The organism is Bacillus sp. JAS24-2, from assembly GCF_008274905.1.
GTDB lineage: Bacteria > Bacillota > Bacilli > Bacillales > Bacillaceae_G > Bacillus_A > Bacillus_A cereus.
Window position 1 is genome coordinate 4,548,049 of record NZ_CP031068.1, and the last position, 20,878, is coordinate 4,568,926.

Here is a 20,878-nt window from a genome sequence, read left to right on the forward strand (position 1 = left end):
TTTTCCTATTTTGATATAGGTTCCCCTGCAATAGAATGAACTTTTACTTTCTCCGATTTCACAAACCATAGACCGACAAAAATGATAATTCCACCGATGATTTGTTGAAACGATACATATTCATTTGCCCAGACAGCTGCAAATAAAACAGCTACAAGCGGCGTTATATACATATATACCATCGTATGTGACGCCCCAATTTTTTGAACACCAACATACCACATTACTAGACCAAATACTGTTACAAAGAAAATAGAATATAGTAAAGCAAATAGTGTCATTCCGTGAGTAATGTGAAATGGCATGACAAACACATGTGGACCACTTAACAATAATAGCGGAATCGCACCCACTAATGCAGACCATGCTGTAACACGTAATGCTGAATATTTTTTAATTAATGGTCCTGCTAAAACAGGATAAAGCCCCCAGCATATTGATGTAATAAGTCCAATTCCATTGCCATAAAAAGAACTAGTAAGCGAATGTCCTGCTACTAAAACTAATGCTGCACCAACAAAGGCAGTCATAGAACCGATTAACTTTCGAGAAGAAAACTTTTCTTGTTTCAAGAAAATCGCAAATGCAGTTGTAAAAATAGGTGAAATAGAAATGAGTAAAGAGGCATTTGTAGCGGATGTATATTTGACAGTTTCCATAAATAACGTTTGATACAGTACAATACCTACAATGCTAACGATAATTAATCTAGGTATATCCTTTCGCTCCATATAAACCGACTTTTCAATAAAAAAGGTAAGGAGTAACAGAAGCGGTGCCGCCGCCATCATGCGAAGTGCAGTAAACTCAATTGCTGTAAATTCTAAAAGTCCATACTTCGCAATTGTATAGTTAATCCCCCAAATAATAACAACACTTAAAATTAACAACTCAATTCCCCATCTTCTCATGCGTATCCCCTCCGCAAAGAAAATTATACAGAAAATTCAATCACATGTACATTTCATTATGTGAAAAAATCTTTTTACTATTGAAACGTTTTGGTAAATGAAATTATATCGGCGATTTTCTGAATATATCGGCGCAACTCCATTTATATCGGCGATTTCCCAAATATATCAGCGCAACTCCATTTATATCAGCGATTTTTTCAATATATCGACTTATCAACAAAAATCGACAATAATAGCGACTTATAAAATAAAAAAGGTGATTCCAAAATACATTTTGGAATCACCTTTCCTTTACTATATTCGAACGTGTAACTTCATATTTGGATTATAAAACTGGCTCGGGCTCTTTAACTGAAAAGTTCCTCCACCTTCATGCCAATCAACAGTTAACTTATCATCCATAAATACAAGCTTTGTACGATCAGCGATAAAGTTCATTGTGCTTGATTCAATATCCACATCGCGCTCATCTTTCTCTGCTACAGCTACTAAATCGATAATTCCGCTCATAACACAACCGCAACCTTCATTATCGTAAAATAACTTTATATATTTCGCTTCACTTGGAATCGTATCCATAATCTTTTTATATGCTGCTTCTGTTACAGTAACGTACATACGTTAATCTTCATCCTCTCTTCTCTTATCATTCATATATTGTATCACCATTTTTCTCAAAAGTTATATACAGAAAATTAAGACTAATATACAATGTATGTGATAAAGTTTCAGCAATCGAGCTTTTATGAGTAGTTCATGCAGGAGAAAGGATGTTTACTATCCGTGTTCAAACTACAACGATATCCCATGTTATTAGGTCTATTTAGTAGTTTCTTCATTTCTAGCGGAATGCTATTACAGCATGTACTTCCCTATTCTCCTTCTATTAGCTGGATCCTAGGTTTTATTTGTTTCCTATCCGCTTCTTATTTTGCTACGAAGAATACAAACAACTCATAAAGCAAGAATCATCTTAAGGAGGATTATCAAACATGCCAGCCTTAAAAAAAATAGAGCAATCACTCGATCACTTATTCCAAATTGAAAAATACGGAAAAGATAGTGCCTTTAGTCGATTTATCCCAGCCGTATATGATCCTATCAAATTTCCTTGGCAACAATTTTTCGAAGCAAATTTTGTAGATTTATTTAACGGCCTTATGATGCACGGATCTGAAAATGTAAACAAAGTATTTTTAGCTGTATTCCCTACAGATGACGTTCTTGAAACATTCATTTCACAATCCACACCTGGTGATTTACTCTTTATGCACCATCCCCTTGTAATGGAGTGTGGTGATCCGCTTGGAAGATCCGGTCGCGGTTTCATACCAATTCCTGAAAAATATTTGCAAGGAATAAAAGAAAAACAACTTTCTATATATACATGTCACGTACCAATGGATTTTCATCAAACGCATGGAACGAGTATTTCAATTGCAAAAGCATTAAACGCTACTGTAGTGGACGACTTTGCATATGGAGGTCCAGAACAAGAACCAATTGGCCTTATTTGTGAAATAGATGAAACATCAACAGAAGCACTCCAAAAACATCTAAAACAACTCTTCCAGATTCCTTACACAGACTTCGAAGGTAAACGACATGATTCCATCAAAAAAATCGCAATTATCGCTGGATGTGGCGATGTTGTATCTTTAATGAAGGAAGCAGAAGAAAAAGGTGCTGAAGCATATATTACAGGAGAAATCCATTGCCATATCGACAATGATTACGGCCGACATAAATACTCGCTCATTATGGATTATGTAAAAGAAACGAATATGTCTCTAATTGGTGTGTCACACTCTGCCTCTGAATATTTAGTGAAAGAGACATTGATGTATGATTGGTTTAAAGAAAATTTTGATGTGGATGTTATTTTGCTTCCGCAGGAGAAATGGTGGCTCTAACGCTATCATTTTTTAAATTTATATACACAATACAATCGACCACAGAAAAATAGAGAAATGTGAAAGCACCACCTGTACCAACGTAAATGCTTTCGTTGTGCCGGAAAACGAACCTACTGGTAGCACCGAGTTTACTGGTGCTACCAGTATTACAGCATGAATATATATTCTATTTTTCTAATCACTGACATATAGCAATTCATTTCATAAAAAAAAGACCCGAGATTCGGGTCAACAAATAGAAATATAAATGAACTACAACAAATAACAGACAAAGCCATTATATATTTTTCATAGTAAAACATCCATTATTTTCTTTTTACACTATCAATATATTATTTTTCGTTATCGTCCTCTTTTTTAGAACGTCTACCTAAGAAGAACACAAAAACATTACTTCCAAATAAGTGATGTTTTTTCTATTTAATGCAGTGGTAACATAACCTCAACCGTTGTTCCAACCCCAACTTCACTTTCAAAACTCATTTTACCATTGTGGTCTTTAATAATTTTTTCTGTAACTACTAAACCTAGACCAGTTCCTGTTTCTTTCGTTGTATAAAAGGCTTCATTTAACTTTGGAATTTTATCTTTTGGAATACCACATCCCTCATCTTTCACTTGAACGATGATTCCATCTTTTACAGTAACTTTAATCGTAATTGTTCCCCCAACTGACATTGCTTCAATTGCATTTTTGATTAAATTAAAAAAGACCTGTTTTAATCGTTTTTCATCACATGTAATGGACGGTAAGTCTTTACTGTAAATACCTTGTATGTGGACTCCTTGTTTTAAAGCAGGCTTTTCCATAACTCGAATAACATAAGAGATAATTTCTTGTATGTTATGAGTTTCTGATTCTAGTGATTTAGATTTCTCAAATCCACTAAGTTCTGTAGCAATTATATGAATCCGATCTACTTCTTGTTTCATAATATCACTATAAATTTTATCCTCTGGATGCTTGTCGGCTTGTTTATTCACAAGTTTTTTTAAGTTTGCTAAAGGTCTTCTAATCTTATAACCAATAACCGTTGCCATTTTTCCAACAGCTGCTAGTTTTTCTGTTTGTTTTATTTCTTTGTCCATCATCTCAAGCGTACGAACGTAAGACTGAACCCTCAAAAATATAATCCAACATATAATAGTAAATACACTATATAATGCCATTGGGATTAAAACGAGAGAAGATTGAATAATGATTCCTGTAAGAGCGTACTTCCCGACAAGTATCGCTGGAACTAACCAGAAATATCTTTTGTTCACAAAGATTGGTGCGAACAAAATAAAAAATACTTCTACTATATTTCCACCGTCAAATTCCGCATCGCTACCATAATAAATCATAATGTTATGGATACAATCTAATACATTATAGCCAATTAGAATAATATACTTTACCACAAAAACATTCTTCCATTTCATAAAGTATATTCCACTGCAAAACAATACTACCGTCAAAAAGTAAAGCCATAAACCTAAACCATCTTCAAACTTTCCTACGCCTTCTTGCTCTCCCGCGATTAAAGGTACGATAAATTCATAGGCAAGATCATACACAAAAAATATAATAAAAAATAAACTTAAAAATACTTTCAATGCCTTTATTTCTTCATTTTTAAATATATAGCCTTTATTCATATGGTAACTCCTAGCTTTTCTTCCACTTGGATTTCAGTATTTCCACACTTCCTTGGGAGAATGATGTCTATTCTCGTTCCAGTATCTCTTTCACTTGAAATATGCAGCTCACCAAGGTGCTCGGCGACAATTCGATTCGCTACCGTAAGTCCCAGACCAATTTTATCTTGTTTCGTTGTATAAAAGGCTTCTGTAACACGGGTTAAGTTTTCTTGCTTAATACCATGACCATTATCGATTACGCTGATTATTACATATTCTTTCCCTTTATTCTCTAATTGCAAATGTAATATGCCACCTTGTTCCATTGCCTCTAAAGCATTTTTTATCGTATATAAAAAGACTCCTCTTATTTTTCGTTCATCACATTCAACTTCTATTGTTTTTTCTTCCACATTAGAAATAAACTGCACGTTTAATTCATTCATTTTTCCGCGAAGACTTGTTATTACTTGTAATACAATTTTTCCTACATCATGTTTCTTATAAATAGAAGGTTTGCATGTAGCAACTTCCATCAACTCACTTATCATATTATTCATATTTTCTATTTCAAAAATCATACGTTTATAAATAGGATCCTCTTCATGCTTCTCTCGTTGTAATTGCGTAAATCCTTTTAATGAAGCCAGTGGATTTTTAATTTCATGTCCAACAGTCGCTGCCATTTTTCCGATTACTGCTAATTTTTGTGATTCACTAGCAATCGCAATACTTTCCTTTACGGCTGAAAGATATTGTAAAAATCGATTTAAAATGATATATGCAACTATTAACATAAGTGTACACATAATAAGGAACATAAATGCTTTTATTTCCTCTAATACAAATAAATAAATTAAATATTTTCCTACAATAGAGGAAAGCAAAAACACATAAAATTTTTTATTTAAAAATATGGGTACAAAGAAAATGAGAATAATTTCTATTATATTTGTCGCATCAAACGCCGCCTTATTATAAAAAATATACGAAACTATATTAGCGATTTCTATCCCTATGTATGCAAATATCCATGCATATTTAACAAGGTTTGCCTTCTCTTTTTTCAGTAAATATATATTCACGCATAGTATTGCTACTCCGCAAATAACTTGCCATATTATGTTGTATCCCTTATCCATTATTGATTTATCTTCTAATACGATTGCATAGAAAATTTGATATACAATAACAATGACATATAACACCCATAAAAGGAGTTTTGCATTCCTTTCTTCTTCTTTATATGATAGAAAACTTTCTTTCACTTCAACACCCCTTCAAAATAACATCTCAAAGAATACCATTTATTATAATAAATGATTTTCATAGACAAACAAAGATAAATCGAACATTTGAGGAAAATCGTACCAAAAACGCAATATATTTAGACTATATACAGAGCATAAAATCTATGATCATTAATACGTATATTATGGAGGATGTTTTATATAGACAGCCTAAAAAGTAAAACAAAGCTTTTAGAATGGAGCCTATTGATAGAACAGGGGGAGTTTTATGTTTGTTACTGTCGAGAAAGATGTGCATATTTTTGTGCAAGACGTTAATCCTGGTCCAGGTAGTAAGACTGTTTTCTTCGTTCACGGATGGCCTTTAAATCATCAAATGTATCAATATCAACTCAATGTTTTACCAGAGCATGGCTTTCGTTGTATCGCCATGGATATACGAGGGAATGGGCAATCTGATAAGCCATGGACTGGTTACACGTATGATCGATTAGCCGATGATATCGCAATTGTTCTAGAAGCACTCCAAGTAGAGAACGCTACATTAGTCGGTTTCTCAGTTGGTGGTGCTCTTTCTATTCGCTATATGTCTCGCTATCATGGGCGCCGCATTTCTAAGCTCGCATTAATTGACGCTGTCTCCCCCTCTTTCGTTAAAAATCAAGAGTCCCCTTACGGTGTACCGAAAGAACAAGCAGATGCTCTCATTAATCAAATGTATGCTAATTTACCAAAATTTTTAAATGACGTATCTTTATCCTTTTTCAATAGAAACTTAGGGGCTGCAACCCTTGAATGGTTTTCTTATCTCGGTATGCAGTCCGCTTCTTATGCCCTTATCAAAATTTTACAAGCAGCTGCAAATGAAGATGTAACGAAAGATTTAAATAAAATTAACGTCCCAACAAAAATCTTCCACGGCGTTCACGACCAACTAATTCCTTACAAAAGTGCTGAGCTTACGCAACAACGAATTAAAAATTCTCAGTTACATGCTCTTACAAATAGTGGTCATGGTTCACCAATCGATCAAGCGGATGAATTAAATAAAGAACTAATAAAATTTTTACATGCATAACAACTGCAATACAAGAACGAAAGTTAATATAATAGATTTTTTCACAAAACATAAAATTCACATATTTCTCACAAATACACAAATAAAACGATTACATTTTCATATATACTAAATGTACAGGTAATACTCCCTAAACCCAGCTTGTCTGGTTACCCCGTTAAATACTATGAAAAAAGAACTTGTATCGTTATACAAGTTCTTTTTGTTTCTTTTATTTAAAGAGGATATCTGTACTATATTGATTTCCAACGAGTAAATCATATTGGAGCATTTTATATTGCTCTAACATTTCTTTTTGTTTCTTTGTTAAATCATTGATTACTTCTCCATTTTTATCAACTTTTAATTCATCTCTAAGCACTGGTATTTCCTTGTAAAGTTCCGATAAAAATTGATAAAATAAGGATTTATTTAATCCTGCATAATCAAAAATAAGATTAGAAAAATGAATTGGGCTTACTAAACCTAAATTATCATTTGGCATATCAAAGTTTGCATACATTAATAGCGGCGTTTGCGCCATCGCTAAACGTTCACTCGGTGTTTTTTCATTCGTTATATACCCGTTTTCTTTATAAAAAGATTTATTTGTTCCTAGTGATGGAAGATGATCTCCAAAGAATACTAATAATGTAGGTCTATCTAAATTATCTAGTTGCTCTATTAAATATTGAAGCGCCTCATCTGAACGTCTTAACCCTTCTGTATACGTCTCTAATTCTCCCTTTGATTCTTCATTTTCTAGCCCGCTAATTTCTATTAGGTTTTCACCAAATCGGCCCTCTGTAAATGGAAAATGATTTTGCATCGTAACTGCATGAATAAATGTAGGCTGTTTTTGTTCCTCTAACTCAGCAATTATCTCTTTACTTATCGCTAAATCACTAATATAATCTCCATCAATATCCACATTTTTCATCGTGTCCTCTGCATTAAACTTATCAAATCCTAACACCTTATATACATCATCACGTTTAAAGAATGTGCGACCAAATGAATGAATTGCACTTGTGTAATACCCTTCTTTTTTCAACGCCGTAGGGATTGATGGAATTTCTTTCTTATTTGTAATAACCTGCTGATATGGTATAGAACCTGGCTTTAACAAACTCATTGAATAACTTGTTAATGCCTCAAATTCAACGTTCGCTGTATTTCCCCCAAATGTAGGAGAAATAGTTTGTCCCCCAGGAAAGTTTTCTATATAATGATGCAAATTTGGTACAGGATCTTCACTAAAAGAAAGGTTGGTTACTTTCGTCGGATCCCAAAACGATTCACTCATTACAAAAATAATATTCGGTTTCTCTTTTTTCTTTTGATTCCCTATATTTCCACTATATTGTTTTTTTATATCGTTTGCTATTTGAAGCATATTTTCTTTAGAATAATTTTTTGGTTTTTCCATAACTGTTGTATCTAAATTGCTAATAAACCCAAGTACAAAACCATTTGAAGCGTAGTTCTCATTTTGATTCCACAAAACAAAATCTACACCTGATTTTTGAAATACTTTATTCATAAATGTATTCGCAAAATTACCGTACGCATATAGAACAAAAATAGATCCTACTACTAATAAGGCTCTTATTCCTAGATGAATCTTTACATTTTGAATATACCTTCTCATATATATCCCTGCTACAATACAAGCTACGATACTTACGATAATGACAAAAATATAACTCCAACTAAAATAGTCCATCACCATCGGTATAACAGATTGCATATGCGTAATTTGTGTGAAATCAGAAGGATATAACGGATCACCTCTGAAAATAAGCTTCAAATAATTCACAATACATAAAATGACTAACGTACAGCTCGTTAAAACCATACTTAGAAAAACCTTACCTATTAAATTATATACAAGAATATATATTGCATAAATTACTACAAAACTTAATATAAACTGCATATTATAAAAGTAAATCCAATTCATTGCCTCTATGAAACTCATATTAACTTGCATGACAATATAAAATAACGCTACTGTATGAGCTAATAAAAGTAATATAAAATGCACTCGCAGGGATGCTCTAAGTATAGACATCTCTTTTTTATTGAAATGCGTAATATAAAACGTTATGCCCCATATGAAAATCATCATAACACTTAAAACAAGCTTTTGATTTAAATGATCTTTCATCATGTCTAAATTAAAAACCTTTAAAATCATAAACAGCATAGTTATTACTAATAAAGTCACCATACTACTTATAATGCTAGAAATTAATATATTTCTTTTTGGAAGATGAAAAAGTGTAGAACCATACTTCAATTCATTCCCTCGTTTCTATGTCTTAATTTCCCCCGCATCGAAAGAACTATTTCTATTAAAATAACATATATTACATATTTCGTCTGCATACTTGCTTCTACCATAAATGTATTGTCTTAATATTCCCTTAATCAACAGTTAAATTGTGGTATACAAATTACTCATTCTTGAAAAACTTAATTTCAGCATTCCACTTTATGATATAATAACTATGTTTTGGAAATCCTTAATACTATTAAAGATTTCACATAAAAATACGAAAGAATTAATAAAAAAGGAGTTGCTCATTTTTGCTTACTAAGTTTAAGAGTTTGCCTAAAGCGGTATATGCAATTTTGGCGCTTTCTTTCCTGTTGCACGTTTTTTGTTTAGTAAAACAGCCAGGATTAGATGGAGAGTTAGTCAAAGTAACATATGGTGCAAATGATGCCTTTAACTATTCGTTAACAGCTGAACAACTATTAAAACATGGTGTATTTGGTTATGTGTATTTAGAACCTAGTGAAGTTCCAGGGAAAAATGCATATATTACACCAGGTCAGCCATTACTATTAGCTGGCGCTATGATTATTTCTGATATTACATCAATTCCTTACTATTACGTAGCAACTGTTATTAACATGATCATGAACCTTTGCACAGTGCTATTAGTATTCTTAATAGGAAAAGAATTGTTCGAAAAAAACATTTATGGAATTGTTGCAAGTATTTTATATGCTATTTATCCAAGTAACTATACATACTTCCGTACATTGCTAACAGAAGTTCCATCCATATTCTTATTGGCGTTATGTGTATATGTATTTGTTCTCGCATGGAAATACAATAAAGTGAAATTCCATATATGGTTTGGAATTGTCGTTTCAATTTTACTTATGTTCCGTCCAAATCCAGCTCCAATGATGCTCATTCCTGTTCTTGTTGTGTTATTTACATATGGATTTAAAGAATCCATTCGAATCGGATTGTTATGGTTTATCGGACCTTTCTTTATTATTGGCGCATGGGTTGTTCGTAACTACTTAGCACTCAACCAATTTATTTTATTCTCAACCCAAGGTGCAGATCCACTAATTGCCGGTGCAGACCCATTTAATAAAATTGGATATGAAAATATAGTAAATGAAATGAGAGCTAAAGGCTTAGATGACAAAGGTGCATACGCAAAAGAATTAATTAAGAACGGATTTAAGACGGACTTCACTTATTGGTTCTCTTGGTTCACTGTCGGTAAAACAATTGAATTATTCAAAACAGCTCCTGCTGTAGACCAATATCGTATTCACAACTTTATGCAACTATGTCATAGAGTGTTTATCATCGGTACATTCTTGAGCAGCTTCTGCTTCATGCTAAATTCATTTAAACATAAACGCGTTATGATGCTAGTAGCAAGTTCAATTATTTACATTATCTTCTCAAACTTATTCTTAGCAATTAATCGCTATGGATTTTTCATTAATCCTCTTATGTGCTTAATTCTTGCATACGGATTAATTCACATTGTGCAGAAGCTTCCATTCTTCCGCACTAATCAAGCATAATAAGAAAGAGGTCGTCCACCGTTGGACGACCTCTTTCTTATTCCCCCACACTTTACACACGGCCAATTTGTCCATTCTGTAATCACACTTTAATTCCGTATGTATGTGTGTCTGTATTTGTCAAAATATCTTTCACAACACCACTCACTGTTTTACGTATAAATGCAAGTTTTTTACAACTATTACTATAACGAAAAGAGAAAATGATTAGTATGTGTATTATATAAAAGGAAGCAGCCATATTTTCCATACGATACATACGAGCACTATAACTACAAAATCAAAAAAATCTAATCTCGGTCCTTTTTCATATTCATATGTAGCCACATATGAAACCATTTTATTTTTGTATATTTATGGATGTTTTTCTTTGCAAATCGGTAAATAAGCATTTGCATAATAAAAAATCCGGCCACAAAAATAAATAATAAGATGAGAAATCCAATCACAAAATTCCTCCTATTTTTGTAGCGTTTTTTCTACTATCCGATTTTTCAAAACCCACTCTTCAAACTGGGCACTTCCAAATTCCCAACTAAGATCGCGAGCATGTACAGAAAAAACGTAATAACCGGCATATTCGTCCATAAACCTACCTAACTCTACATCGTCTTTCTGAATACCGTATACTCCAAAATTAAAATACACATCCCATACGTCTTCATTCTTCCTCTTATAAGCGATCGATTCCATATCACATTCTGTCCCGAAATAATCAAGATGTAAATGTACGCTATCATCGTATTCGTACTCCATTTTATCCCCCCTTATATTTGTACTTCTTTACCACCCAAAAAATTCCTGCTATCTACACTCACATATGGGCACTTACCTACATATCATGCTTGTAGAGTGACTTCTAGGAGGTGTTATATAGTGAAAAAATTAATCGCGATTTTTTGCATCATGTTACTAGCTGTTTTTACTTTTGCTGCTTGTAGTAGTAAAAAAGAAAGTACGAAAGAACAAACTCAAAACATTCGCGTTGGCGAAGTTACCCATTCTCTCTTCTATGCCCCATTATATGTCGGGATTGAAAAAGGATTTTTTAAAGATGAAGGACTAAATATTGACCTACAAACAACAGCTGGTGGCGATAAAACGATGACCGCCCTATTATCTGGCGGAATTGATATTGCTCTCGTCGGTTCTGAAACGTCTATTTACGTTCATCAACAAGGAGCGAAAGACCCTGTCATTAACTTTGCACAGCTTACACAAACAGATGGGACATTTTTAGTTTCACGTAAAAAACTAGACTCTTTTAATTGGAATGACGTAAAAGGTGTTACATTTTTAGGACAGCGTAAAGGCGGCATGCCGCAAATGGTTGGGGAATACGTTTTAAAGAAAAATGGCATTGATCCTCGGAAAGATACGAACTTAATTCAAAATATCGAATTTGCTAATATTGCAAATGCCTTTGCATCTGGTACAGGAGAGTTTGTGCAGCTCTTTGAACCGACTGCAAGCATATTCGAAAAAGAAGGTAAAGGTTATATCGTCGCTTCATTCGGAAATGAATCTGGTACTGTTCCTTATACAACGTTCATGGCAAAAGAAAGTTTCTTAAAGAAAGATAAAGCTGCTGCTGAAAAGTTCACACGTGCGCTCTATAAAGCACAGCAATGGGTTGATACACATAGTCCAGAAGAGATTGCTGATGCTGTTTCTCCGCTATTTAAAGACACTTCGAAAGACATTACAGTAAAAGTAATTGAACGGTATAAAAAACAACATTCTTATGCGACAAATCCACTACTAGATGCGGAAGAATGGAAACAGCTCCAAACGATTATGAAAGATGCTGGTGAATTACAAAAAGAAGTCCCACATGAAGCGCTCGTCAATACAAAAATTGCCGAAAGCGTTATTAAGAAATAGAGGCGAAGTGTATGAGTTTTTTACAAATACGTAACGTTTCTCACTGTTTTTTCGCAAAAGAGAATGCCAAACTTATTCTCGAAGATATGAGCTTACAAGTGGAAGAAGGCGAATTTATTTCTATACTCGGCCCAAGTGGTTGCGGTAAAACAACGCTCCTCTCAATCATTGCTGGACTACTTGATCCAATTGATGGTATCGTCTTTTTAGATGGTGAACCAATTACAACGAAAACTTCATCTATGGGATATATGTTGCAGCAAGATTACTTATTCCCGTGGAAAACAATTGAAGAAAATATTATGCTTGGACTTCATATTCGAAAGATTTATGATGAACAGATGAAAGAACATACTTTAAATCTTTTAAAACAAGTCGGTCTACATGGGGTAGAAGGACAATATCCTCGTGAACTATCCGGCGGTATGCGTCAACGTGCTGCTCTCGTTCGAACGTTAGCAACTGATCCGAAAATTTTATTACTAGATGAACCATTCTCCGCACTCGATTATCAAACGAAATTAAAACTAGAAGAACTCGTTTTCAACTTACTAAATAAATATAAGAAAACATCACTACTTGTTACTCACGATATTGAAGAGGCGATTGCGATGAGTGATCGTATTTATTTACTGCAAGCGAATCCTGGAAAAATCGCAAAAACCTTTATCGTCCCGGAAAGTATCCGTTCTTTATCACCGTTAGAAGCACGCCATCACTACGATTTCCCAGCCCTCTTTCAAGATATATGGAAGGAGCTGGAACGACTTGGATAATATAAAACAACTACATGAACAATTTCGAAAGAAAGAACGCAGGCGTGCTTGGATTGCTCGCTCATTACAGCTTTTACTACTTATTCTTTTCTTTGCACTATGGGAAATAGCTAGCAAAAAAGAATGGATCGATCCTTTACTCTTTAGTTCTCCTTCGAGTATTTGGGATCTCTTCTTAACGAAATGGATCGACGGTTCACTTTGGGTCCACATATGGACGACATTGCTGGAAACAGGAGTAGGCTTCATTCTCGGAACGGTACTCGGTGCTATTATTGCCACGTTTCTTTGGTGGATGCCACTTCTAGCCCGCGTACTTGATCCTTACCTCGTCGTCCTAAATGCAATGCCAAAAGTTGCACTCGGTCCAATCATCATCGTTATTTTCGGTCCAAACATTTCATCTTCTATCGCAATGGGAGTAATCATTTCCATCATCATTACCATTCTCGTTATTTACAGTGCATTTCAAGAAGTCGATTCTAACTATATAAAAGTGATGGACACATTTGGCGCAAATAAATGGCAATGTTATAAGCAAGTCGTTCTCCCTGCATCCTTTCCAGCAATTATCTCAACGTTAAAAGTAAATGTTGGTTTATCCTGGGTCGGTGTTATTTTCGGAGAACTTCTCGTTTCCAAACAAGGACTTGGCTACTTAATTAGCTACGGATTCCAAGTCTTTAACTTCACACTCGTCTTACTTAGCGTACTACTCACATGTGTTCTTGCAACTCTTATGTATGTATTTGTTGAGGCATTTGAAAAAATTCTAATTGGAAAAAGAAAAAGAAGCTGACTCAAAACAGTGCGCTATAGTCAGCTTCTTTCTTTTACCTTTTATCACACATTTTCGTTTCATTTGTAATGTTTCCATCCGCAACCGTAACTGTATGGAAACAGTCTTTCACACGTACTGTAACGACATTATCTTTTCGATCTATCACATGATAATCATTAAACTTTTCATTCAAAGCACTACGAATTTGCTCCCCTTCAAAAATCGGAAAACCGTGAGACATTACCCAAATGAGACCAGCAACAGCAAGAATCGTTTTCATACGTTTCATTACCTCCTCGAGAGTAAACTTATAGTCCCTACAACACGCGCATTATAATTGTGTCTAAATTGTGACATTTTTATACTAATTCTATTTTATACCGCAAGTTCCTTCTTCTTTTTAATAAAAATACAGAATTTTCAATTTTATCAACATAAAAAAACGCAAAGAATTAAAAATTCTTCACGCTTTTCTTTAACGAAACTATATCGAAAGCATACCTCACATTAGTCTCCACTTTGTTGTTCTATCGTTTTTGAAACATCATATAATCCCGACAGCACTTCCGCTCTCATTTTTACAAGCTCAGGGAACTGATAGAAGAAAGCAATTTTTTTATATTTTAACTCTGTTCCTTCTTTCACCTTTTTTGAATCTTGTAAAATGAACGCTGTAAATGTATCTGCGATATCCTCCGTTACATTTGTTGTTCCATACAGCGATACAAAATCATCATGCTTTTCTTTATAAAATTCAATTTGTGCCTCTTCACTTTCTTCTACTTTCTTTTCTGTCCACTCTTGCTCAATTGGTTTCCAAAATTCATTATAAAATTGGTTAATATACGAAGTTTTTTTCGCACATCCATTTTTCAAGAACACCGTTTTACATTTATTTCGATATGATGAAATGTCTTTCTCTTCATCAAACGCCTCTAAATATTTCCTATCCACTGGTACTTGTTTATGCCCAATCGTTAATACGTGAGCCGTTTCATGAATTAATGTTTTCATCACTTCATCTATATTCACCCCAGAATCGAGCACGTCTAAACTAAGCAACCAATCTCTCGGGTCATCCATACTTGGCATGACATGGGCAACAACGCCGTCATAACCATCCGTTATTAAATCCAACCCTGTTATATTCTCACGATATTTCACTGGAATGAGAGTGCGATACATGTCCCATAACGTTTCATGATACTCTCTATCTTGCCGCTGGCTTAACAAATCATCTTTTGCTACTTTGTCATCTGCAAAAACTTTATTCAATCTCTTACGATCCAATTTCTCAAAATAAGGATCTACAATTTCATCATCATCGATATAATAAGAAGCTAAAAAGAAGTAATTGTCATCCTCTTCTTTTTTCTGTTCCGCCTCTTTCATATTCATACTTTCATACTCTTCTATGTCATAATCCTCTACTTTTTCAAGTTCTGAAAGTCCCTCTATCTTTTTATATACTTTTTGTAATGTTTTATCTCCTATTTGCGTGCACTCTTCTTCTGTTTTACAAATTTCTTTTTCATTCGTAACCTCGATAGCACTCTCGCATCCTGCAACTAAACTGCTTGCTATAATACAACACACTAACTTGCCATACAGTTTCTTCATACAATCCCCCATTATTCCATTCTACAAAATATCATAATCATTTTTTTACGAATATGCGATAATTAATTATAAAAACTGCAAGGAGGCTTCCCATGATTCGTGCAATCTTATTCGACTTAGATGGAACACTATTAGATCGGCGCCAATCTTTAGAACAATTTATTTGTGAGCAATATAATCGCTTCGCCTCACATTTGAAGAGCATAGAGAAATCAAAGTATTGTTCTCGATTTCTTGAACTCGATAATAATGGCTATACGTGGAAGGATAAAGTATATACTACTCTCCTTTCCGAATACAACATTACTACTTTAACGCAAGAACAACTACTACACGACTATATTACAAACTTCCAACATCATTGTATTCCTTTCAAAAACACGCATGAACTACTTCAACAGTTAAAACAGCGAAACATTAAAATTGGTATTATTACAAATGGTTTTACTGAATTTCAGATGAGCAACCTTCGAGCACTACATATACATACGTATACAAACACCATTCTCGTTTCAGAAGCTGAAGGAATTAAAAAACCTCATCCTGAAATTTTCGAACGTGCTTTGCAAAGACTAGATGTGAAGGCAGAAGAATGTCTTTATGTTGGAGATCATCCAGAAAACGATGTGCTTGGTTCTGAACAAGTAGGGATTCTTGGTGTTTGGAAAAAAGATTCGTTTTGGGGGAATTTTAAGCATTCACGTATCGTAGATGATTTGTTGGAGGTGCTTTCGTTTTTAGAGGTAGAGGTATCAACACAATAATAACAAATAAATTATATCAGCGATTTTCACAATATATCAATTCACCAACCAAAAGTAACAATAATAAGAGGAGGCGTTTTTCACAAACGCCTCCTCTTATTATTCATACACTGTAAACTGAGGTTTACTCGGATGATCTTTTACTAGCGCATCATCTGGAAACTTTGAAACTTTTTGATATACGGCAATGTCACCGATACAACCTCCTGTTAGTAGAATTCCTAAAAATGAGAGTGGCTCCAGATTCATAGCTAATCCCAATACAATTGGCAAAATTCCAGTTGGTAAAAACGGAAGCATTAACACTTTCTTCATTTGCTTTACTGTAACCGCCTGTTTAGAATGAGCATATGCAACACCTAATTTCCAATTAACGCCCCATTTTAGTTCACTCCACGGAACACCTCCGATATAGCGAAAGCCAATTAAATGTATCGCCTCATGAATACAAACGAGAACAATCATTGCGATAATAAAAAGAAACATCGTTAATAATGTAACTTCAACTTGAACCCCACCTGAAAGAAATATATGCAAATAACCAATTCCAAACGACAAAGCAATTATTATAAAAAATAAAGAAAAGTTTAATTTAACCATCGAAACAGTAACAGTCGTTTCTTTTCTTTTATCCATCTTCCCCCTCTTAAAATGTAAAGATATCTTTACAAAATTGTATAATATACCCAAAATAATGTAAAGATATATTTACATTTATTCTTACATACAAAAAAAGAAACCGGCTACTTTACTTCGTAAAACAGCCGATTTCTTCTATATGTTTCATCGTACGCGCTAATACGTCATCGCGCATTATAAAGCTAAATTTTCTATTCGTTTTAATGTTGTCAGGAATGTCTTTTAATAAAACAGACCCTTTCGTTTCTTCGTAATGCGTATGTTCTTCTACCGCACTAATTGTTGCAAAATAAATGTTTTTAATGATTATTTTGTCTTTTCCAGATACTTTGTATTGTCCTAAGTAAGTTAAATCAGAAACTATGCCGCCGGTTTCTTCATGAACCTCTCGAACTGCCGCTTCTTCCGGTGTTTCCCCTAGTTCTACTTTACCACCTGGAAATTCAAGACCGCGACGTAAATGATGCGTTAATAACCATTGATCCCCGTACCGGCATACAACCCAAACATGCTTTGGCTCAGGAGAAAATGGATAACGTTCAAACGATAATTGTACAGTGTTGTGGTAATAATCTTTAAATTTGTACATGCCATTACTCCCCTATTGATGGTTACAAGTTTTTCCTACCACAAATTGTAGCATATTCTCGCTTTTCTGCATAATATTATCCAATTACAATCCATTGATTATTCCCATTTGCGCGACTAATTCTTTCGTCTCATGATTTCCTAAATCGTAAATCATTTTATATGCTTTTTGTAGTTGTTCATCATATCGGTCATTATTTGAATCGTGATGATACTCAACAAATGGAACGTGGGAGCGTACAAATGACCCTAAATCTTCTACATATGCTTGATCAAAGTGCTCTCTTAATTCCGTAATTTCCTCATCATTTGCGGAAATCTCAAAATTATACGTATCCGCCGTCTTCACTTGTGAAATTTGACCATTTCCTATTGATATATAATATGTTTTTTTCGTCTCCATGTAACACCCTTCTTTCATCCTTTTATTTTCTATTGTTTTCATCAATTACAAAATTATGTAAAATAAAGAAAAGGAGGGATTTTATGTTCAAAATATTAATTATCGGTATTATCATCGTCCTAATCATCCTCGTACTCTCCATCATGACAATTAATAAAGGCTATGCTTATAAACATTCCGTCGATAAACTAGAAGACAATCCTTATACAAAAAAGAATAAGGAGAATTCCTAATATGCTTCGTATACTTCGCATCATAGTAGCACTCACTGTGATCGTTATGTCGGCAATTGGATTATATACAGGTCAAAATAATTTTTTACCTCTTTCACAATTTCTATTAGGGGCTTTAATGTTTCTCATCGCATTTGAACAAATAAAGAAAAAGGAGGCAGCAACTGGATTTATTTGTATTATTGCCGGTGCTTTCATTTGGATAGTTCTCATTATTACCTACATAAAATAGAGGAGGTCTTTTATGCTAAAAGGGGGGCGGATTACTTTATCACTTATTGCCTTATCTATAGCAATCTATGAATTTTTTACTGGTAGTAGAGAAATAATGCCTTATATGTTCATCTTTTTAGGAGGTATGGCCCTCACCATAAGTTTAGAGGAAATATTAAAACGACAAACAGGAGGTAGTCTGCTCGCTCTACTAGCAGGGGCCGCTGCTTTATTTATTGGTTTCACAGAAATATTCTAGTAAATGGTCTAAAGGAGGCTATACAATGCTAATGCTAACTCTAACTATATTACGGATTTTTTTAGCATTTCTCATGCTTCTCTTACTCATTCTAAGCACTTATATCCATGTTACCGATAATTTTTCACTTCTTCCATACTTACAATTTATTCTCAGTTGTTCCTTTATTCTTCTAGGAATTAATGAATTAAAATCCGGACGAAAATCAATGAGTATCCCGTATTTTTTCGTTTCTGGTCTTATATTCTTCTTCTTAATATCGAACTACTTTCACTACATGTAGAATGAAATTTTGACCAATTTAGCATTTATAATTATTTTCTCTCAGTAACTATGTCTTTCTACTAAGGGGGATTCCATGTTAAAAAACATTCGAATTATAATCGCCACTATCGCTCTTTCTCTCGTCCTATTTAGCTTCTTTGCAAACTTCACTATTCTTTTACCTTACGTGTCTATCCTTTTAAGTATTATGTGTATCCTTTTTGGAATCGATGAAATAAGGAAGCAGCAAAAAACGAAAGCATTTGTTTATTTTCTCTGTTCTGCCTTTGTTTTATATGTTGGAGTGTCTAGTATACTTTCATAAAAAAAGAACATGTTCGCTCTTAATAAAATAAAAAACTGCCCTTTCACAGGCAGTTTTTCTTTTTATCCAAAAACTTTCTCAAGTTCATCTTTATCTTGGCTTAACCAGAAGTTCATTAAGCGTTGTGCTCCTTCTAAGTCGTGAAGCTTCGCTTGACCACATTGCGTTTCATTTGCAGCCGGAATTTCTGTAATTTGAACCGCATCTTTTAATGTTAGTTCTAATAAATCAATGATTTCTCGAACTGTCGGCGTTCCGCTCACTACAAGATAATATCCTGTTTGGCAGCCCATCGGTGAAATATCGATAATATCAAAATGCGGATAACGATCAATATATTTACGTAAATTAAATGCTAATAAATGCTCTAACGTATGAATAACATCTGGTTTCATTGCTTGTTTATTCGGTTGGCAGAAACGAATATCGAATTTATTTACAATACCGTCACTACCTACATTGTGAACTCCGCAATGTCTTACATAAGGTGCCTTTACAATCGTATGATCTAATTCAAAGCTTTCTACTGATGGCATACAACATCTCTCCCGCTTTTAATTTAATTCCGTTATATCCAATATGATATAACGGAAATGCACATTAGTAAAGTATTATGTACAGTCGTGCTATAATACTTTAAGAATATGCTGAAAAGGAGACCGTTATGAAACAGATTTTTATTGGGATTATACGCTTTTATCAAAAGTTCATTTCTCCGATGACGCCACCAACATGTCGTTTTTATCCAACTTGTTCTCATTACGGATTAGAGGCGTTTCAAAAACATGGTGCACTCAAAGGCTTTTGGCTTACTTGTAAGCGTATATTAAAATGTCACCCTTTCCACCCGGGAGGATTTGATCCTGTCCCAGATAAAAAGGATGACAAAGTAAATTCTTAATTGTCGTAACCATTCACAACTAAATCTAATTTTCCTGTATCAGGATCTATAACAAGACCGTGAACAGGTACTTCTTCCGGAAGTAATGGGTGGTTGCGAAGTACTGATACGCTATGTTCTACACTTTCTTCCACACTAGAGAAACCGCGCAAGAATTGTTCTAAATCGATTCCAGAATAACGAAGCATATCTAATTTCTCTTCTGTTATACCGCGTTCTTTCATTCTCTCAATCGTACTACTTGCTTGAATTTTTGCCATACCACAATCATGGTGACCAACTACACATACTTCATCAGCGCCAAGTTCGTATACAGCGACTAAAATACTACGCATAATACTTCCAAATGGATGTGAAATAACAGCGCCTGCTACTTTAATAATTTTCACATCACCGTTACGCATATTCATCGCTTTTGGTAATAGTTCGACAAGTCGTGTATCCATACAAGAAATAATTACCATCTTTTTGTTTGGAAATTTCCCCGCTACAAACTCTTCATATTTTTTCTCTTCAACAAATTTCTCATTGTACTGCAAAATCTCTTCTAATGACTTCATAGTAAAGGACCCTCTTTTCTCTCGTTTACACTACATAAATAGTGTACCAAAATATGAAAAAC

At 34.1% G+C, this 20,878-nt stretch carries 25 protein-coding genes and 2 pseudogenes; 12 read left to right on the forward strand and 15 right to left on the reverse strand.

The features are described 5' to 3' along the window. Positions 1–5 precede the first annotated feature (5 nt). Both DN407_RS23625 and DN407_RS23630 read right to left on the reverse strand, forming a co-directional pair. Positions 6–911, reverse strand: coding sequence for a DMT family transporter (locus tag DN407_RS23625; RefSeq protein ID WP_001255414.1), 906 nt, complete (start codon positions 909–911; stop codon positions 6–8). Positions 912–1,208: 297 nt separating this feature from the next. After that, positions 1,209–1,532: an iron-sulfur cluster biosynthesis family protein gene (locus DN407_RS23630; protein ID WP_000289569.1), complete on the reverse strand. Its 324-nt coding sequence runs from the start codon at positions 1,530–1,532 to the stop codon at positions 1,209–1,211. A 374-nt stretch (positions 1,533–1,906) separates the two neighbouring features. Between DN407_RS23630 and DN407_RS23635 the strand changes: the two genes are divergently transcribed. After that, positions 1,907–2,827, forward strand: a complete 921-nt coding sequence (locus tag DN407_RS23635) for a Nif3-like dinuclear metal center hexameric protein (protein ID WP_001111121.1) — start codon at positions 1,907–1,909, stop codon at positions 2,825–2,827. A gap of 423 nt (positions 2,828–3,250) precedes the next feature. Here DN407_RS23635 and DN407_RS23640 read toward each other — a convergent pair whose 3' ends face one another. Continuing rightward, a complete protein-coding gene (locus tag DN407_RS23640; protein WP_001032637.1) occupies positions 3,251–4,471 on the reverse strand; it encodes an ATP-binding protein in 1,221 nt (406 codons plus the stop codon). Beyond that, entirely contained in the window at positions 4,468–5,721 is a 1,254-nt protein-coding gene (locus tag DN407_RS23645) for an ATP-binding protein (protein ID WP_061654617.1), read from the reverse strand. The genes DN407_RS23640 and DN407_RS23645 overlap by 4 nt, the downstream gene beginning before the upstream one ends. A 250-nt stretch (positions 5,722–5,971) precedes the next feature. Between DN407_RS23645 and DN407_RS23650 the strand changes: the two genes are divergently transcribed. Next, the gene (locus DN407_RS23650; protein WP_000498275.1) at positions 5,972–6,781 is read left to right on the forward strand and encodes an alpha/beta fold hydrolase; all 810 of its coding nucleotides are present in this window, start codon (positions 5,972–5,974) and stop codon (positions 6,779–6,781) included. A 211-nt stretch (positions 6,782–6,992) separates the two neighbouring features. Here the strand turns inward: DN407_RS23650 and DN407_RS23655 are convergent, their stop codons facing one another. Continuing rightward, positions 6,993–9,062 carry an LTA synthase family protein gene (locus DN407_RS23655; RefSeq protein ID WP_098279282.1) on the reverse strand — a complete coding sequence of 690 codons (2,070 nt, stop codon included), beginning with the start codon at positions 9,060–9,062 and terminating at the stop codon, positions 6,993–6,995. A 290-nt stretch (positions 9,063–9,352) separates the two neighbouring features. Here DN407_RS23655 and DN407_RS23660 point away from each other — a divergent pair, with 290 nt between their 5' ends. Next, positions 9,353–10,606 carry a glycosyltransferase family 39 protein gene (locus tag DN407_RS23660; protein WP_000956220.1) on the forward strand — a complete coding sequence of 418 codons (1,254 nt, stop codon included), beginning with the start codon at positions 9,353–9,355 and terminating at the stop codon, positions 10,604–10,606. 82 nt (positions 10,607–10,688) lie between these two features. Here DN407_RS23660 and DN407_RS32265 read toward each other — a convergent pair. The 3 genes and pseudogenes from DN407_RS32265 to DN407_RS23675 form a co-directional block, all read right to left on the reverse strand. Continuing rightward, a pseudogene (locus DN407_RS32265) lies at positions 10,689–10,760 on the reverse strand (DUF2196 domain-containing protein); the annotation flags it as partial. A gap of 65 nt (positions 10,761–10,825) precedes the next feature. Further along, positions 10,826–11,055, reverse strand: a pseudogene (locus tag DN407_RS23670) (hypothetical protein). A gap of 10 nt (positions 11,056–11,065) precedes the next feature. Next, entirely contained in the window at positions 11,066–11,362 is a 297-nt protein-coding gene (locus DN407_RS23675; protein WP_000455580.1) for a DUF3986 family protein, read from the reverse strand. Positions 11,363–11,482: 120 nt separating this feature from the next. On the opposite strand from DN407_RS23675, the gene DN407_RS23680 reads away from it, so the two are divergent. Genes DN407_RS23680 through DN407_RS23690 form a run of 3 tightly spaced genes read left to right on the forward strand, consistent with a single transcriptional unit; the run spans position 11,483 to position 14,065 of the window. After that, complete coding sequence (locus DN407_RS23680) at positions 11,483–12,490, forward strand: ABC transporter substrate-binding protein (RefSeq protein ID WP_000733151.1); 1,008 nt, start codon at positions 11,483–11,485, stop codon at positions 12,488–12,490. Between the two features lie 11 nt (positions 12,491–12,501). Next, positions 12,502–13,266 carry an ABC transporter ATP-binding protein gene (locus DN407_RS23685; RefSeq protein ID WP_000009025.1) on the forward strand — a complete coding sequence of 255 codons (765 nt, stop codon included), beginning with the start codon at positions 12,502–12,504 and terminating at the stop codon, positions 13,264–13,266. Next, complete coding sequence (locus DN407_RS23690; RefSeq protein WP_000368771.1) at positions 13,259–14,065, forward strand: ABC transporter permease; 807 nt, start codon at positions 13,259–13,261, stop codon at positions 14,063–14,065. The genes DN407_RS23685 and DN407_RS23690 overlap by 8 nt, the downstream gene beginning before the upstream one ends. Positions 14,066–14,099: 34 nt before the next feature. Here the strand turns inward: DN407_RS23690 and DN407_RS23695 are convergent, their stop codons facing one another. After that, positions 14,100–14,327, reverse strand: a complete 228-nt coding sequence (locus tag DN407_RS23695; RefSeq protein ID WP_000849112.1) for a hypothetical protein — start codon at positions 14,325–14,327, stop codon at positions 14,100–14,102. Positions 14,328–14,554: 227 nt separating this feature from the next. Further along, positions 14,555–15,667, reverse strand: a complete 1,113-nt coding sequence (locus DN407_RS23700; protein WP_149216668.1) for a recombinase family protein — start codon at positions 15,665–15,667, stop codon at positions 14,555–14,557. A gap of 92 nt (positions 15,668–15,759) precedes the next feature. Between DN407_RS23700 and DN407_RS23705 the strand changes: the two genes are divergently transcribed. Further along, a complete protein-coding gene (locus DN407_RS23705) occupies positions 15,760–16,431 on the forward strand; it encodes an HAD family hydrolase (protein ID WP_149216669.1) in 672 nt (223 codons plus the stop codon). Positions 16,432–16,530: 99 nt separating this feature from the next. Here the strand turns inward: DN407_RS23705 and DN407_RS23710 are convergent, their stop codons facing one another. The 3 genes from DN407_RS23710 to DN407_RS23720 all read right to left on the reverse strand — a co-directional run bounded on the left by DN407_RS23710 (position 16,531) and on the right by DN407_RS23720 (position 18,061). Beyond that, positions 16,531–17,067 carry a DUF3267 domain-containing protein gene (locus DN407_RS23710; protein ID WP_000361289.1) on the reverse strand — a complete coding sequence of 179 codons (537 nt, stop codon included), beginning with the start codon at positions 17,065–17,067 and terminating at the stop codon, positions 16,531–16,533. Positions 17,068–17,179: 112 nt separating this feature from the next. Continuing rightward, positions 17,180–17,659, reverse strand: a complete 480-nt coding sequence (gene mutTA, locus DN407_RS23715) for an antimutator 8-oxo-(dGTP/GTP)ase (protein WP_000276385.1) — start codon at positions 17,657–17,659, stop codon at positions 17,180–17,182. Between the two features lie 84 nt (positions 17,660–17,743). Further along, complete coding sequence (locus DN407_RS23720; RefSeq protein WP_000448409.1) at positions 17,744–18,061, reverse strand: hypothetical protein; 318 nt, start codon at positions 18,059–18,061, stop codon at positions 17,744–17,746. A gap of 83 nt (positions 18,062–18,144) precedes the next feature. On the opposite strand from DN407_RS23720, the gene ytzI reads away from it, so the two are divergent. The 4 genes from ytzI to DN407_RS23745 all read left to right on the forward strand — a co-directional run bounded on the left by ytzI (position 18,145) and on the right by DN407_RS23745 (position 19,355). Continuing rightward, positions 18,145–18,294, forward strand: a complete 150-nt coding sequence (gene ytzI, locus DN407_RS23725) for a YtzI protein (RefSeq protein ID WP_000472791.1) — start codon at positions 18,145–18,147, stop codon at positions 18,292–18,294. A gap of 1 nt (position 18,295) precedes the next feature. After that, positions 18,296–18,526 carry a DUF3953 domain-containing protein gene (locus tag DN407_RS23730; RefSeq protein ID WP_000944456.1) on the forward strand — a complete coding sequence of 77 codons (231 nt, stop codon included), beginning with the start codon at positions 18,296–18,298 and terminating at the stop codon, positions 18,524–18,526. 12 nt (positions 18,527–18,538) lie between these two features. Further along, a complete protein-coding gene (locus DN407_RS23735) occupies positions 18,539–18,766 on the forward strand; it encodes a DUF3953 domain-containing protein (protein ID WP_000911649.1) in 228 nt (75 codons plus the stop codon). Between the two features lie 358 nt (positions 18,767–19,124). Continuing rightward, the gene (locus tag DN407_RS23745; protein WP_149216670.1) at positions 19,125–19,355 is read left to right on the forward strand and encodes a YczI family protein; all 231 of its coding nucleotides are present in this window, start codon (positions 19,125–19,127) and stop codon (positions 19,353–19,355) included. Positions 19,356–19,417: 62 nt separating this feature from the next. Here the strand turns inward: DN407_RS23745 and luxS are convergent, their stop codons facing one another. Next, positions 19,418–19,891, reverse strand: coding sequence for an S-ribosylhomocysteine lyase LuxS (gene luxS, locus DN407_RS23750; protein WP_001141371.1), 474 nt, complete (start codon positions 19,889–19,891; stop codon positions 19,418–19,420). 128 nt (positions 19,892–20,019) lie between these two features. Here luxS and yidD point away from each other — a divergent pair, with 128 nt between their 5' ends. Further along, positions 20,020–20,256 (forward strand): membrane protein insertion efficiency factor YidD, encoded by a 237-nt coding sequence (gene yidD, locus DN407_RS23755; protein WP_000809334.1) that lies wholly within the window; start codon positions 20,020–20,022, stop codon positions 20,254–20,256. Here yidD and DN407_RS23760 read toward each other — a convergent pair. Beyond that, positions 20,253–20,816, reverse strand: a complete 564-nt coding sequence (locus DN407_RS23760; protein WP_000838164.1) for a beta-class carbonic anhydrase — start codon at positions 20,814–20,816, stop codon at positions 20,253–20,255. The genes yidD and DN407_RS23760 overlap by 4 nt on opposite strands. Positions 20,817–20,878: the final 62 nt, after the last annotated feature.

Bases quoted from the DNA above. Each gene is read 5' to 3' on its own strand.
- DN407_RS23625 (WP_001255414.1), bottom strand. From the start codon at position 911: ATGAGAAGATGGGGAATTGAGTTGTTAATTTTAAGTGTTGTTATTATT.
- DN407_RS23630 (WP_000289569.1), bottom strand. From the start codon at position 1,532: ATGTACGTTACTGTAACAGAAGCAGCATATAAAAAGATTATGGATACG.
- DN407_RS23635 (WP_001111121.1), top strand. From the start codon at position 1,907: ATGCCAGCCTTAAAAAAAATAGAGCAATCACTCGATCACTTATTCCAA.
- DN407_RS23640 (WP_001032637.1), bottom strand. From the start codon at position 4,471: ATGAATAAAGGCTATATATTTAAAAATGAAGAAATAAAGGCATTGAAA.
- DN407_RS23650 (WP_000498275.1), top strand. From the start codon at position 5,972: ATGTTTGTTACTGTCGAGAAAGATGTGCATATTTTTGTGCAAGACGTT.
- DN407_RS23675 (WP_000455580.1), bottom strand. From the start codon at position 11,362: ATGGAGTACGAATACGATGATAGCGTACATTTACATCTTGATTATTTC.
- DN407_RS23685 (WP_000009025.1), top strand. From the start codon at position 12,502: ATGAGTTTTTTACAAATACGTAACGTTTCTCACTGTTTTTTCGCAAAA.
- DN407_RS23695 (WP_000849112.1), bottom strand. From the start codon at position 14,327: ATGAAAACGATTCTTGCTGTTGCTGGTCTCATTTGGGTAATGTCTCAC.
- DN407_RS23700 (WP_149216668.1), bottom strand. From the start codon at position 15,667: ATGAAGAAACTGTATGGCAAGTTAGTGTGTTGTATTATAGCAAGCAGT.
- DN407_RS23705 (WP_149216669.1), top strand. From the start codon at position 15,760: ATGATTCGTGCAATCTTATTCGACTTAGATGGAACACTATTAGATCGG.
- DN407_RS23710 (WP_000361289.1), bottom strand. From the start codon at position 17,067: ATGGATAAAAGAAAAGAAACGACTGTTACTGTTTCGATGGTTAAATTA.
- mutTA (WP_000276385.1), bottom strand. From the start codon at position 17,659: ATGTACAAATTTAAAGATTATTACCACAACACTGTACAATTATCGTTT.
- DN407_RS23720 (WP_000448409.1), bottom strand. From the start codon at position 18,061: ATGGAGACGAAAAAAACATATTATATATCAATAGGAAATGGTCAAATT.
- ytzI (WP_000472791.1), top strand. From the start codon at position 18,145: ATGTTCAAAATATTAATTATCGGTATTATCATCGTCCTAATCATCCTC.
- DN407_RS23730 (WP_000944456.1), top strand. From the start codon at position 18,296: ATGCTTCGTATACTTCGCATCATAGTAGCACTCACTGTGATCGTTATG.
- DN407_RS23735 (WP_000911649.1), top strand. From the start codon at position 18,539: ATGCTAAAAGGGGGGCGGATTACTTTATCACTTATTGCCTTATCTATA.
- DN407_RS23745 (WP_149216670.1), top strand. From the start codon at position 19,125: ATGTTAAAAAACATTCGAATTATAATCGCCACTATCGCTCTTTCTCTC.
- luxS (WP_001141371.1), bottom strand. From the start codon at position 19,891: ATGCCATCAGTAGAAAGCTTTGAATTAGATCATACGATTGTAAAGGCA.
- yidD (WP_000809334.1), top strand. From the start codon at position 20,020: ATGAAACAGATTTTTATTGGGATTATACGCTTTTATCAAAAGTTCATT.
- DN407_RS23760 (WP_000838164.1), bottom strand. From the start codon at position 20,816: ATGAAGTCATTAGAAGAGATTTTGCAGTACAATGAGAAATTTGTTGAA.